We start from the raw sequence: 12,334 nt of genomic DNA, 5'->3' as shown, positions 1-12,334 counted from the left end.
GCAAAAAAGTTCGGTTGCATAGTCTGTGTACTGTGATTGAAAAGTTGTGTGTGTGTTATTATCGCAGATTAAGGTGGGTTTTTAGAGATTCCCTATTGTTTATCTAGGAAGTTAATGGGTTAACGCCATGTCAGACCAGATCACCGACGTCGTCGCCTACATGAACGAACTGGGCAAGCAGGCTCGCGCCGCCTCCCGTGCCCTGGCCGCTGCCAGCACCGGCGAGAAAAACAATGCCCTGCTTGCCATCGCCGACGACATCGACACCACCCGCGACACCTTGATGGATGAAAACCGTAAGGACCTCGAAGCCGGCGCTGCCAAAGGCCTGGACGCCGCCCTACTGGATCGACTGGAACTGACCACTGCCCGAATCGACAGCATGATCGAGGGGCTGCGCCAGATCGCCGCCCTGCCCGATCCCATCGGCGAAATCTTCGACATGAACTACCGTCCCACCGGCATTCAGGTCGGGCGCATGCGCGTACCCCTGGGCGTGGCGGGCATCATCTACGAGTCGCGGCCCAACGTCACCGCCGACGCCGCCGCCCTTTGCCTGAAATCCGGCAACGCCACGGTGTTACGCGGCGGTTCGGAGGCCTTCCACTCCAACCAGGCCATCGCGGCCAGCATTCACCGCGGACTGGAGAAGGCCGGCCTGCCGGCCGAAGCGGTACAGGTGGTCGCCACCACCGACCGTGCCGCGGTGGGCGCCATGATCACCATGCCCGAGTATGTGGACGTCATCATTCCCCGGGGCGGCAAGGGACTGATCGAGCGCATTTCCAATGACGCCAGGGTTCCGGTCATCAAGCACCTGGACGGTATTTGCCACGTCTACATCGACGACCAGGCGGACATCCAGAAGGCATTCGACGTGGCGCTGAACGCCAAGACCCAGCGCTACGGCACCTGCAACACCATGGAGACCCTGCTGGTGGCCGAAGCTGTGGCGGAAGAGGCCCTGCTGATGCTCGCCCCCGCCTACATGAAAAAGGGCGTGGAGCTTCGCGGCTGCAAGCGTACCTGCGAAATCATCGAGGGTTGCACCGCTGCCACCGACGAGGACTGGGACACCGAGTACCTGGCACCCATCCTGTCGATTCGGGTTGTGGACGATCTGGACCAGGCCATCGAGCACATTAACACCCACAGCTCGCAGCACACGGAGTCGATCATCACCGAAAACATCACCCGCGCCAGGCGTTTCCTGCAGGAGGCGGACTCCAGTTCGGTGATGGTAAACGCCTCCACCCGTTTCGCCGACGGCTTTGAGTACGGCCTGGGTGCCGAGATCGGCATCTCCACCGACAAGTTCCACGCCAGGGGACCGGTGGGCCTGGAGGGGCTCACCTCGATGAAGTTCATCGTTCTCGGCGATGGCCACATCAGGTCCTGATGCCAGGACCTGCTAACAAGCAATGATCGGCGTATTAGGCGGCACATTCGACCCCATCCACTATGGCCACCTGCGCACCGCCCTGGATGTGCAGCAGGCCCTCGGACTGGATGAGATCCGCCTGGTGCCGCTTCGCGACCCACCCCATCGCGACGCGCCCCTGACCACCCCGCGGCAACGCCTGGAGATGGTACAGGCCGCCGTGGAAAGCAATCCACTTTTTCATGTGGATGACCGGGAACTCAGGCGCGATGGCAAATCCTACAGCGTCGATACCCTGCGCTCCCTGCGGCAAGAGCTGGGGGACACCCTGCCCATCTGCCTGGTCATGGGCAGCGACGCCTTCCGGGGCTTTGCCGACTGGCACCAGCCGGAGAATATTCTTGAGCTGGCCCACCTGGTGATCATGCAGCGTCCGGGAGAGGCCCCGATCGATCTCTACCGCCAACGCATCACCAATGACCCTGCCCAGCTGAAAACCCAACGCGGCGGCCTGATCCTGTTCCAGGCGGTAACCCAACTCGAGATTTCGGCTACCGGCATTCGCAGCCTGATCGCAAAAGGACGCTCCCCAAGATACCTGTTACCGAAGCGCGTCTTGAAGATAATCGAAGCCCAGGGGCTCTATCGCTGATCACAGATCACCCAACACACTGCGATTTCGTCGCTTTTCAGATAAAATCAACACTGAACTCACCCAACCAGGAAACTCAATGCAGGCAGAAGAACTCCGCGATCTGGCCGTACAGGTGCTGGAAGACATGAAGGCCCAGGACGTTAAAGTGCTGGATGTACGCGGCAAAACCAGTATCACCGACATCATGATTATCGCCAGCGGTACCTCCGACCGCCATGTAAAATCAATGGCCGAAGCGGTTGCCTTCCAGGCCAAGGACGCAGGCGAACCCCCCTTGGGTACCGAGGGTATTAACGACGGTGAATGGGCCCTGATCGACCTCAACGGTGTGGTGGTTCATGTCATGCAGGCAAAGGTCCGTGACTTCTACCAGCTCGAAAGATTGTGGGAGATGGACATTCCGTCCGATGCCGGCAACGCCGGCGAACAGGCATAGATTAGTGAGCGAACCCCAGGGGGTTCATACTGTCACCGATGGATCGCTTCGACAGAATCTTTGACCTCCACAAACTCCTCAGCGCTTCGCGGCTGCCGGTCCCACGTCAACGGATCGAGCAGGAACTGGAGTGCTCCCGTGCCACGGCCAAGCGTATCATCGAGGCAATGCGCCTCTACCTCAACGCCCCCATCAAGTATGACCGGCAACGCAACGGCTACTATTACGATCCCGGCGAGGGAGAGATGTTCGAGCTGCCCGGGGTCTGGTTCAATGCCTCGGAGCTCTTTGCCCTGCTCAGCGTCCAACAGCTGCTGAGGGAGGTTCAACCGGGGCTTCTCGAACGCCAACTCGCCCCGCTCAAGGAGCGTATCGACCAACTCCTCAAGGCCCAGCACGCAGGCGGCGACCTTGATAAACGAATCCGCATACTGCGGGCTGCATCGCGACCTGCCGGCCCCGCTTTTCAGCCCATAGCCGGCGCCCTGGCTCAAGGCAAGCGCCTAGTTATCGACCACTACAACCGCGACCGTGACGGGACCATACGCCGAGAGATCTCACCCCTGCGGCTGGTCCACTACCGGGACAACTGGTACCTGGATGCCTGGTGTCACCTGCGCAACGAACTGCGCACTTTCAGCCTGGACGCGATCAGCAGCACAAAACCAACAGAGAAGCCAACCAAAAACATCAGCGACAAAGCGCTCGATGATCATTTTTCAAGCGCCTACGACATCTTCTCAGGTAGCGCCAGAAAAACCGCCGTTCTGCGCTTTGCTCCCCAGCGGGCACGTTGGGTAGCCGCAGAACAGTGGCATCCCCAACAAAAGAGCAGCTGGCTGGAAGACGACCGGTATGAACTGAGCATCCCCTACAGCAAAACCCCGGAACTCATATCGGACATCCTCAAATACGGGGCTGATGTAGAGGTCGCGGCACCGCCAGAGTTGCGCAGGGAGGTTGCCAGGCAATTGCAGGAAGCGCTAGGCAAATACAAGTAACTATATTCCTATAAAAGGATTTTTAATCTATAAACAGGGGCGCTTGAGGGCATAGCATGAATTAACTTCAGGAAGACTCAAACCACAGACAAAGGAAGTCCCATGACTGAACAAACTGAACAAAAGGAACCTGTTCTGGATACCCTGGGTATCTTTGTATCGCATGGTTTTTCGCCTGTGGCATTGCCCTGCTGCTTCTGCCGGATACGCTCCACACAGACTACACACACTATGCCCTCGCCATGGGACTCCTACCCCTGCTCATCTGGCTCATTACCAAACCCGCCCGCATCAGGTGGCTCTTCAGGGCACTTCTCGGATCCAGCGCCCTGGATAGATAGGCAAAGGCTCACGTTTTGAGCCCCCTGGCGTGCTTAAATGACCCCTGCATCCCCCGATGCAAAGGCCGCACAGGGACGTGCGCCTCTCTCTTCACCTTGACTCTGAACAAGAAAACCAGTCCGGCAGATCCGCAGCGGACTCCAGTACGGCATCCGGTTCAATCTCTCCATTCAGATCATTCGGTTGGAATTTCCCTGTCCGGACCAGTATGCCCTGGAGACCGGCTTTCTGGGCCCCATCCACATCACCCACGATGTCGTCGCCTATCATCACCGCCTCTTCGGCACCCACTTCAAGCATTTCCAGGGCTGCCAGGAAAAAATCACAACTGGGTTTCCCAAGCACCAGCGGTTCTGCTCCGGTGGCATGGGAGAGGGTCATTACAAAAGGGGCCGTATCCAGGCGCAGGCCATCAGGCGCTCTCCAGTACCGCGCCATGCCCAGGGCGATGAGCCTGGGCCGAGGCTCGCCCATAAGCAATCTGAAGGCACGGTTGAGGGTATGAAAGTCCCAGCCCTCCCCCTAGATCACCAACCACCACAGATGCGGCACCGGCTTGCTGGTCGTCACTCAACACCCTAATATCCGAGAATTCGATCCGCGTTATATCAGGAATAAACAGCGCCACCGGCTCCAAGCGATGCTGCCGCACCCAGGCCGCGGCGGCCAATGGCGGCGTGAGAATTTCTGACTCACCCACGACTATTCCCATGGCAGCGAGTTTTTCCGCAATAGCGCTTCTGGGACGGGAGGTCGTATTGGTGAGAAACAGGTGAGGAATGTTCTCGCGCCGCACCCACTCCAGCACCTCCACGGCACCCGCAATGACCCGGTCACCAACATACAGGACGCCATCCAAGTCAAAGAGTACGGCCCTCATCACTCCTCCCGCAGGCTCTGTGTCAGTACCCTAAACCTAGTAATAGACCATCCGTGCCCCGAGATCCGTTTTCCCCTAAAATTCGTACCATGAACATTCACCTGATTTCTGTCGGAAACAAGATGCCCCGCTGGGTACAGGAAGGCTACCAGGAGTACGCAAAACGCCTGCCGTCTGAGTGCGCCCTGAAACTGGTGGAAATTACGCCGGGCCACCGGGGGAAAAGTGCAGACATCAGCCGCACCATCCGTGACGAGGGAGAGCGAATGCTCAAGGCGATCCCAGGCAACTGCCAGGTCATTGCCCTGGACGTAAAAGGCAAGAGCTGGAGCACCGAACAGCTCTCTGGACAGCTGGACGAATGGATGAACCAGGGACGTGACCTGGCCCTACTGGTGGGCGGGCCCGAAGGGCTTGCCGAAGCGTGCCTGCATAGAGCCGACGGACGCTGGTCGCTCTCGCCCCTGACCATGCCACACCCCCTGGTCAGGGTCGTCGCTGCAGAACAGCTCTACCGGGCCTGGAGCATTCTTCGAAACCACCCCTATCACAGGGCATAACTAAGTGGCATACCACTGTCATTCCAGCGGCTCCTGGTGTAGTGTGGATGCGCACAGCAACGAAATAAAAAACACAATGGTGTTGTGATGTCATCGACATTGTTTCTGGCCTTCATATCTCCAAGACGACGTGAACTCCTGAGGCAAATCGGGGTCGATCGCACAGTGGTGGAAGTGAATGTCGATGAAACGCCACTGCCGAGAGAGTCCCCTGCCGAGTACGTGATACGCCTGGCCCTGGCAAAGGCGCGTGCCGGGCATGACAATCTCGGCACACGCAGTGCCACGGTTCTTGCAGCAGATACGGCGGTGGTACTGGGAGACGAGATCATGGGCAAGCCGGCTGACAAAGCGATGGCGGCGACAATGCTCCGAAAACTTTCTGGCAGAACCCACAAGGTGCTCACCGGGGTAGCCCTGGTAGGCAGGGTCGAGGAGACCCGCCTCAGCGTAAACCGGGTCAGCTTCCGCAACCTCGAAGCGCAGGAGATCCAGGCTTATTGGAGCAGCGGCGAACCCAGGGACAAGGCCGGCAGTTACGGTATCCAGGGTCTCGGTGCAATGTTCATATCACACCTGGAAGGCAGTTTTTCAGGGGTTATGGGACTACCCCTGTTTGAAACAGCCGAACTGCTGCAGAGGGCTGGAATCAGACCGCTCCGCCCATGGATTACAGAAGAAGACTTGAATGAGTGAAGAGATACTAGTCAACGTCACCCCACCGGAAACCCGGGTCGCTGTCATCGAAAATGGCGTGGCCCAGGAGATCATTATTGAACGAACCCGGCGCCGGGGTTTGGTTGGCAACATATACAAGGGCAAGGTCTGCAGGGTACTGCCAGGCATGCAGGCGGCATTCATCGATATCGGCCTGGAACGTGCCGCTTTTCTCCATGCCTCTGACATCTGCAGCAACAACAATGGCGATGACAAGCCCTGCACCATCAGCGAACTCGTACGAGAAGGCGGCGACGTCATCGTCCAGGTGGCGAAAGACCCACTGGGCACCAAGGGCGCCCGCCTCACCACCAACCTATCCATCCCTTCACGCTACCTGGTTTTCATGCCCTCTCTGACAACCCCGGGCATTTCCCAGAAAATCGAAGATGAAGATGAGCGTCAACGGCTCAGGGACTGCATTGAAGCCTTTACCTCGGACATGTCTATCGAGGGCAACTTTATCGCCCGCACGGCAGCAGAGAGCGTCGACGCACAGACGCTGGAGGCCGATATCCGCTTCCTCTGCCGCCTCTGGAAAACGGTTAACGAGCGCAGCACCAACGCCAAGGCGGGGGAGCTGATCCACGAGGATCTTCCACTCTACCTCCGTGCACTCAGGGACCTGATCTCCCCTGAAGTGGAAAAGATACGCATCGATTCCCGCTCCAGCTGGCACATGGCAAAGAAATTCGCCGAAGAGTTGATACCGGACCTGAATGTCGGCATTGAGTACTACCCCGGCGAGCGCCCCATTTTCGACCTCTACGGCGTAGAGTTCGAGATTCAGAAAGCATTGGAACGCAAGGTCGAGCTCAAATCCGGCGGCCACCTGATCCTCGACCAGACCGAGGCGATGACCACCATCGACATCAATACAGGCGCTTTTGTCGGCCACCGCAACCTGGAAGAGACCACATTCAAAACCAACATGGAGGCGGCACAGGCAATCAGCCGGCAGATTCGCCTTCGAAACCTGGGCGGCATCATCATTATCGACTTCATTGATATGACCGATGATGAACACAAGCGACAGGTAATGCGTGCCCTTGAAAAGTCCCTGGCCAAGGATCACGCAAAGACTCACATCACCGAGGTCTCATCCCTGGGCCTTGTGGAAATGACGCGCAAACGGACTCGTGAATCACTGGAACATGTGCTGTGTAAGCCCTGCGCATGCTGCGGCGGACGCGGCTCCCTTAAAACAGCAGAGACCACCTGCTATGAAATTTTCAGGGAGATTCTGCGCGAAGCCCGCCAGTTCGATGTTGAGTCACTTCTTGTCCTGGCTTCCCAGGAAGTCGTAGACAGGCTTTTGGACGAAGAGTCGCCCAACCTTGCAGAGTTGGAGTCTTTCATTGGAAAAACCATCCGCCTGCAGGCAGAAACGCTCTACACTCAAGAGCATTATGATGTCGTTTTGATATAGGCAATGATCCGCCTGTTTAAATACACCACCGCGAAGCTCTGGCTGCTGTTGCTGCTGCTTATCATATTGAGCGGTATCGCGGTCTCCATTGGCCGTTTCCTGGTCCCGCTGGCTGAACTCTACCGATCCGACGTGGAGCAGTGGGCCAGCAACGCACTGGGACAACCGGTGGAGGTGGGTTTTCTGGAGGGTCACTGGCGGGGACTCGGCCCGGAGCTCACGCTGCACAATGTGGCGCTGCTTGACTCCAACACCCGCAAGCCAACCCTTAAACTAGACGAGATAAAGCTTCGACTGGCCCTTGTAGAAAGCGTGAAAAACCGTGCGATAACCCTTCGCAAGATCACCCTTGTAAACCCAAAACTGCTGATCAAACGCCGATCTGACGGCTCAATCGTCATCGAGGGTCTCCAGGAGATCGGCCAACAGCAAATCTCTGCCGGAGGCGCCCTGCTGTTTCCAAGCAGGGTAGCGTTGAGGCACGGGGAAATATTCTGGGAAAACCAGGCTATCGGCGCCCCGCCTATACGCTTCACCAACGTCAACATGGAACTGCGTAACGATGGTGACCGACACCAATTCACCGGCAGCCTGAACCTGCCCGGCGAACTGGGCGCTGAAATAACCCTGGCCGCAGACATCACCGGAGAACTGGAGCAACCAGAAGCCTGGTCAGGCGAGGCCTACCTCAGGGGTTATAAGCTTGTACTTACCCAACTGCTCAAACACCAATTGCCGGAAGGCTATTTGTTCGACAGCGGCCAGGCCGGAATGGAAGTATGGATCAGTTGGGAAAAGGGCCGCATGCACGGCCTCCAGGGAAATCTTCAACTTCACGAGACAAGACTTGCCCTGCGCAGTAACCAGGCACCGGGAACCCAAAAGGCGTTGGATATAGATTTATTGGGCGGCGACTTTCTTTGGCAGCGCAAACCCAGGGGCTGGCAATTCATTGTCGACAACATCCAGTTCCAGCACCAGAACGGCAGTTGGCCCGACACCCGGTTCCATGTTGAAACTGGCCGTGGCGAGGATGGTAGACTTCGAGTCTACGCCGGCACCGATTTTTTACGTATAGAGGACTTGGTCAGCCTGGCCAGCCTATTCCCACTACCGGACCCGGCGCTGAAAAAAACCCTGGCAACCATTGCCCCTCACGGTGACATCAGTGAACTGAATATCAGCTACCAGGAGACTTCCAATGGCCCCCAATGGCGAGGAGTTGGCACCCTGCAAGGCCTGAGTACCCAGCCGTGGAATGACATACCGGGGGTGGAAAATCTCACCGCCCGCATCTGGACAGACAGTGAAAAAGGGGTTGCCAGGCTGCTTAGTTCCGGCTCTGTTGCACTTGAGTTCCCCAAGCTGTTTCGAAATCCACTGGAGATCGACAGGCTCCTGGGAACAATCGAATGGGAGTCCCTGGAAAACGGACACTGGAACATAGAGAGTAATAACCTGAGCGCCGCCAACGCCGACATCCAGACTCGAACCCGTTTTCACATCGACATACCACTGCAGGACCCTGCCTCGGCCTTCCTGGACTTGCAGACCGACTTTAAGAACGGCGACGGGAGCCAAGTGTCACGCTATCTGCCGACAGGCATCATGCCTGAAGGGACTGTGGCATGGCTGGACCGCGGCATTGTCGACGGGCATATCACTTCAGGCAGTGCGCTGTTTCGCGGAAAGCTACAGGACTTCCCCTTCGAGGAAAATCCAAGCGGGCGCTTTGAGGTACTGTTCAACGTAGATGACGCACACATTTCCTACTGGCCCGAATGGCCAGACCTCCGTGCAGTCGATGCCGAGGTGCGCTTTCTGAACAACCGCTTCGATGCCTGGGCAATAAAAGGGAACATATATGACAGCAGGATCGAACAAGTCCATGCCGCCATACCTGGTCTTGGCGACGCCGCCCCCCTCGAAATCGACGGCCGGGTTCTGGCCCCCCTGGCTGACACATTCCGTTTCTTAAAAGAATCACCGCTGATAAAGAGATTCGCCCCGATGACCAGGGGTATTGATGCAGGCGGAGAGTCAATACTTGCACTCGATCTCACTGTACCCCTGCGTTCCAGGGACAGTTATGAACTGGATGGAAAACTGGAATTCGACAACAGCTCACTGCACCTGAAAGAGTGGCAACTGCCCCTTACCGGTATCAAGGGGACTCTGGGCTTCAACCTGGACGGAGTCCAGGCCAAGGGGATCAATGGCCAGTTGTTCGGCAACCCGATAAGTGTTGATGTCACCCCCTCCCCGGAGTTCGACGCGACTCGCATCAGGGCAACAACCCCGCTCTCCAAGCAGGACCTGGAGAAACATTTCTCACAGATGAACCTCGCCCATCTCGATGGCAGCGGCGATATCACCCTGCAACTCGACTTGCCGAGCGTATCGCACTGGAAAAAGGCCACCATTCCAATAGAGATTACATCCCGCCTCAAGGGATTCAGCATCGACCTTCCCGCACCGCTGGGCAAAGAGGAAGAAGAAGAGAGAACGCTATACATCTCCACTCAACTGGGCAGTGCAAAGCAAAGCCCATTTCAGATCGACTATGCCGACCTGTTGAGTGCAGCATTGAAACTGGACACCTCGACACCCAAGACCGGGCTTCTAGGTGGCAGTGTCGTACTCGGCAAAGGCAAAGCCACACTGCCCGAGCACAACACCCTCACATTCAAGGGTGGCTGGGAACATGTTGACCTATCACCCTGGCTCGCTCTTCTGCCCGAAGAAAAAACCGGAACGCCTGAACCCAGAATTGGCGATATCGACCTGAAGTTCGATCAACTCGCCCTCGATGACCTCGAATTGAATGATTTTCAGTTACAACTGAACCGGCAAGACGGCATCTTTACCGGCCAAATTGCGAGTGATCTGCTGAGCGGAAAACTACAAATCCCTGCAGACCTGGAGAGCCAGGCCATTCAACTGCGGCTGAATCATCTCGATTTCAAACTTGAGCCCGACAACTGGAGTTCTGACACGCCCAGCACAGACTCCCCAATTGACCCGACAACCATTCCTGCGTTGGACGCCTCGATTGACAAGGTCAGCATCAATGGAAAGGACTACGGCAAGCTCACCCTTCAAACCAGCCGCAGAACTGAAGGCCTTGGACTTGAGCAGTTCACCCTGCAGTCAGAGATGACCAGCATACAGGCCAGCGGTGCCTGGAGAAAGGAAAGTGATGGGGTACAGGCCACGCAACTCGATCTCTCACTGGAGAGTGATGATTTCGGTAAGCTGCTGGATGACCTGGGCTTCACCGCCAACCTCACCGAAGCGCCATCCACGATCAAAGCGGACATCAGCTGGCAAGGCAATCCCATGCAGTTCAGTCGCCATTTCCTCAACGGCAATCTCAACATGCAGCTTGGCAGCGGCCGCTTTCTCCAGGTCAATCCGGGCGTGGGGCGTATATTTGGTCTGCTCAATATCAGCGCCCTTCACCGCCGGCTGACCCTGGATTTCAGCGACATGCTGAAAGAGGGCTTCACTTTCGATCGCATCGAAGGATACTTCCTGGTCGAGGATGGCGATGCCTACACCGAAAACTTCCTCATGAAAGGCCCTTCCGCAACCATCGATATTGCAGGACGGATCGGCCTCAGCACCGAAGATTTCGATCAACTGATCACCGTTACACCCATGATCTCATCGAGCCTGCCACTGGCAGGCGCCTGGGCAGTCGGCCCAGCAGTAGGAGCAGCCTTGCTGCTTGCTCACAAGCTGTTCGGTGACAAGTTCGACAAGGCAACCCAGGTTCAATACCAGGTTACCGGCCCCTGGTCGGACCCTGTACTCACCACCCTGAAAAGTGAGACGCCGATTAGCGAAAGCCAGATGATCGACCCGGACCTGGTCCCTCCCCAAACAGAGTGACCATACAGGGCCCCGATACCTTCTCACCAACCATTCCTGATTTGTTGACAATGATGGGTAATGCTATCCTGCGGTCAACACCCGTTAGTACCGAATTCCTACAGGAAACCGCTTCGACAGATGACTGATACCAAGAAAAAAGTAGCCGCCATCCAGATGGCCACAGGCCCCAATGTAAGCGCCAACCTTCTTGAAGCCGAGCGCCTTGTATCAGAGGCCGTTGACAACGGCGCCGGCCTGGTAGTCCTGCCTGAAAATTTCGCCTTCATGGACAAACAGGAGCGTGACCTCTGTGCCCTGAGAGAATCAGACGATGATGGGCCACTGCAGGATTTCCTGAGCCAACTGGCAAAGCGTCACGGCATCTGGCTCGTTGGCGGCTCCATCCCTCTCGAGGCGCACGACAACAGCAAGGTGAGAGCAGCCTGCCTGGTATTCAATGACCAGGGCGAACGGGTGGCACGCTACGACAAGATCCATCTATTTGATGTCAACTTGGTCGAAGCCAATGAGCAGTACGTGGAATCCGAAACCATCGAGCCTGGTCACGACCCCGTTGTCATCGACAGTCCTTTCGGAAAACTTGGCATAGCCATCTGCTACGACCTGCGCTTCCCGGAACTGTTCCGGAGTCTGCTGGCCAAGGGCATGGAGATCATCTGCATGCCGGCCTCTTTCACAGCCATTACCGGCAAAGCGCACTGGGAGACCCTGATCCGGGCCCGTGCCATTGAAAACCTCAGCTATGTTATCGCGGCAGCCCAGGGCGGCTTCCACATCAATGGCAGGGAGACTCACGGCCACAGCATGATCGTAGACCCCTGGGGCACGGTCCTTGCCCAGGTACCCCGCGGTTCCGGTTCTGTGAGCTGCGCCGTGGATCTCAGCTACCTGCAAAGCACCCGGCGTAACTTTCCGACCCTCGACCATAGAAGACTCAATTGCGACTGACCACAGCGCCCAACAGGAAGCCTAACCACCCATCGGAAATCAACCCAGCAAGATGGGCGGTTGAAATACCCTTCGGTTGAGCCCATTT

At 57.1% G+C, this 12,334-nt stretch carries 11 protein-coding genes; 9 read left to right on the top strand and 2 right to left on the bottom strand.

What is annotated here, in order from left to right; genetic code table 11:
- Nucleotides 1–127: 127 nt before the first annotated feature.
- The 4 genes from BOW53_RS07505 to BOW53_RS07490 all read left to right on the top strand — a co-directional run bounded on the left by BOW53_RS07505 (nt 128) and on the right by BOW53_RS07490 (nt 3,473).
- Nucleotides 128–1,399, top strand: coding sequence for a glutamate-5-semialdehyde dehydrogenase (locus tag BOW53_RS07505; protein WP_078487237.1), 1,272 nt, complete (start codon nt 128–130; stop codon nt 1,397–1,399).
- Between the two features lie 22 nt (nt 1,400–1,421).
- Nucleotides 1,422–2,033 carry a nicotinate-nucleotide adenylyltransferase gene (gene nadD, locus BOW53_RS07500; RefSeq protein WP_078487235.1) on the top strand — a complete coding sequence of 204 codons (612 nt, stop codon included), beginning with the start codon at nt 1,422–1,424 and terminating at the stop codon, nt 2,031–2,033.
- A gap of 79 nt (nt 2,034–2,112) precedes the next feature.
- Nucleotides 2,113–2,472 carry a ribosome silencing factor gene (gene rsfS / locus BOW53_RS07495; protein WP_078487234.1) on the top strand — a complete coding sequence of 120 codons (360 nt, stop codon included), beginning with the start codon at nt 2,113–2,115 and terminating at the stop codon, nt 2,470–2,472.
- Between the two features lie 38 nt (nt 2,473–2,510).
- Nucleotides 2,511–3,473 (top strand): helix-turn-helix transcriptional regulator, encoded by a 963-nt coding sequence (locus tag BOW53_RS07490; RefSeq protein WP_078487232.1) that lies wholly within the window; start codon nt 2,511–2,513, stop codon nt 3,471–3,473.
- Nucleotides 3,474–3,905: 432 nt separating this feature from the next.
- Here the strand turns inward: BOW53_RS07490 and BOW53_RS13205 are convergent, their stop codons facing one another.
- Both BOW53_RS13205 and BOW53_RS13200 read right to left on the bottom strand, forming a co-directional pair.
- Entirely contained in the window at nt 3,906–4,253 is a 348-nt protein-coding gene (locus tag BOW53_RS13205) for an HAD-IA family hydrolase (RefSeq protein ID WP_245832040.1), read from the bottom strand.
- Nucleotides 4,228–4,695, bottom strand: a complete 468-nt coding sequence (locus BOW53_RS13200; protein WP_245832039.1) for an HAD family hydrolase — start codon at nt 4,693–4,695, stop codon at nt 4,228–4,230. Before BOW53_RS13200 ends, BOW53_RS13205 begins: the two co-directional genes overlap by 26 nt.
- An 89-nt stretch (nt 4,696–4,784) precedes the next feature.
- On the opposite strand from BOW53_RS13200, the gene rlmH reads away from it, so the two are divergent.
- The 5 genes from rlmH (at nt 4,785) to BOW53_RS07460 (ending at nt 12,246) form a co-directional block, all read left to right on the top strand.
- Nucleotides 4,785–5,255, top strand: coding sequence for a 23S rRNA (pseudouridine(1915)-N(3))-methyltransferase RlmH (gene rlmH / locus BOW53_RS07480; protein ID WP_078487230.1), 471 nt, complete (start codon nt 4,785–4,787; stop codon nt 5,253–5,255).
- Between the two features lie 87 nt (nt 5,256–5,342).
- Entirely contained in the window at nt 5,343–5,951 is a 609-nt protein-coding gene (locus BOW53_RS07475) for a Maf family protein (RefSeq protein WP_078487228.1), read from the top strand.
- Nucleotides 5,944–7,401, top strand: coding sequence for a ribonuclease G (gene rng, locus BOW53_RS07470; RefSeq protein ID WP_078487226.1), 1,458 nt, complete (start codon nt 5,944–5,946; stop codon nt 7,399–7,401). The genes BOW53_RS07475 and rng overlap by 8 nt, the downstream gene beginning before the upstream one ends.
- Before the next feature lie 3 nt (nt 7,402–7,404).
- The gene (locus BOW53_RS07465; RefSeq protein WP_078487224.1) at nt 7,405–11,295 is read left to right on the top strand and encodes a YhdP family protein; all 3,891 of its coding nucleotides are present in this window, start codon (nt 7,405–7,407) and stop codon (nt 11,293–11,295) included.
- Between the two features lie 120 nt (nt 11,296–11,415).
- Nucleotides 11,416–12,246, top strand: a complete 831-nt coding sequence (locus BOW53_RS07460) for a carbon-nitrogen hydrolase family protein (RefSeq protein WP_078487222.1) — start codon at nt 11,416–11,418, stop codon at nt 12,244–12,246.
- Nucleotides 12,247–12,334: the final 88 nt, after the last annotated feature.

This window comes from Solemya velesiana gill symbiont, assembly GCF_002020805.1.
In the GTDB taxonomy this organism is placed as follows: Bacteria; Pseudomonadota; Gammaproteobacteria; order Chromatiales; family Chromatiaceae; genus Sedimenticola_A.
The sequence above is the reverse complement of the archived record's forward strand: the minus strand, read 5'-3'. Positions and strand labels throughout refer to the sequence as shown.

Bases quoted from the DNA above. Each gene is read 5' to 3' on its own strand.
- BOW53_RS07505 (WP_078487237.1), top strand. From the start codon at position 128: ATGTCAGACCAGATCACCGACGTCGTCGCCTACATGAACGAACTGGGC.
- nadD (WP_078487235.1), top strand. From the start codon at position 1,422: ATGATCGGCGTATTAGGCGGCACATTCGACCCCATCCACTATGGCCAC.
- rsfS (WP_078487234.1), top strand. From the start codon at position 2,113: ATGCAGGCAGAAGAACTCCGCGATCTGGCCGTACAGGTGCTGGAAGAC.
- BOW53_RS07490 (WP_078487232.1), top strand. From the start codon at position 2,511: ATGGATCGCTTCGACAGAATCTTTGACCTCCACAAACTCCTCAGCGCT.
- BOW53_RS13205 (WP_245832040.1), bottom strand. From the start codon at position 4,253: ATGGCGCGGTACTGGAGAGCGCCTGATGGCCTGCGCCTGGATACGGCC.
- BOW53_RS13200 (WP_245832039.1), bottom strand. From the start codon at position 4,695: ATGAGGGCCGTACTCTTTGACTTGGATGGCGTCCTGTATGTTGGTGAC.
- rlmH (WP_078487230.1), top strand. From the start codon at position 4,785: ATGAACATTCACCTGATTTCTGTCGGAAACAAGATGCCCCGCTGGGTA.
- BOW53_RS07475 (WP_078487228.1), top strand. From the start codon at position 5,343: ATGTCATCGACATTGTTTCTGGCCTTCATATCTCCAAGACGACGTGAA.
- rng (WP_078487226.1), top strand. From the start codon at position 5,944: ATGAGTGAAGAGATACTAGTCAACGTCACCCCACCGGAAACCCGGGTC.
- BOW53_RS07465 (WP_078487224.1), top strand. From the start codon at position 7,405: ATGATCCGCCTGTTTAAATACACCACCGCGAAGCTCTGGCTGCTGTTG.
- BOW53_RS07460 (WP_078487222.1), top strand. From the start codon at position 11,416: ATGACTGATACCAAGAAAAAAGTAGCCGCCATCCAGATGGCCACAGGC.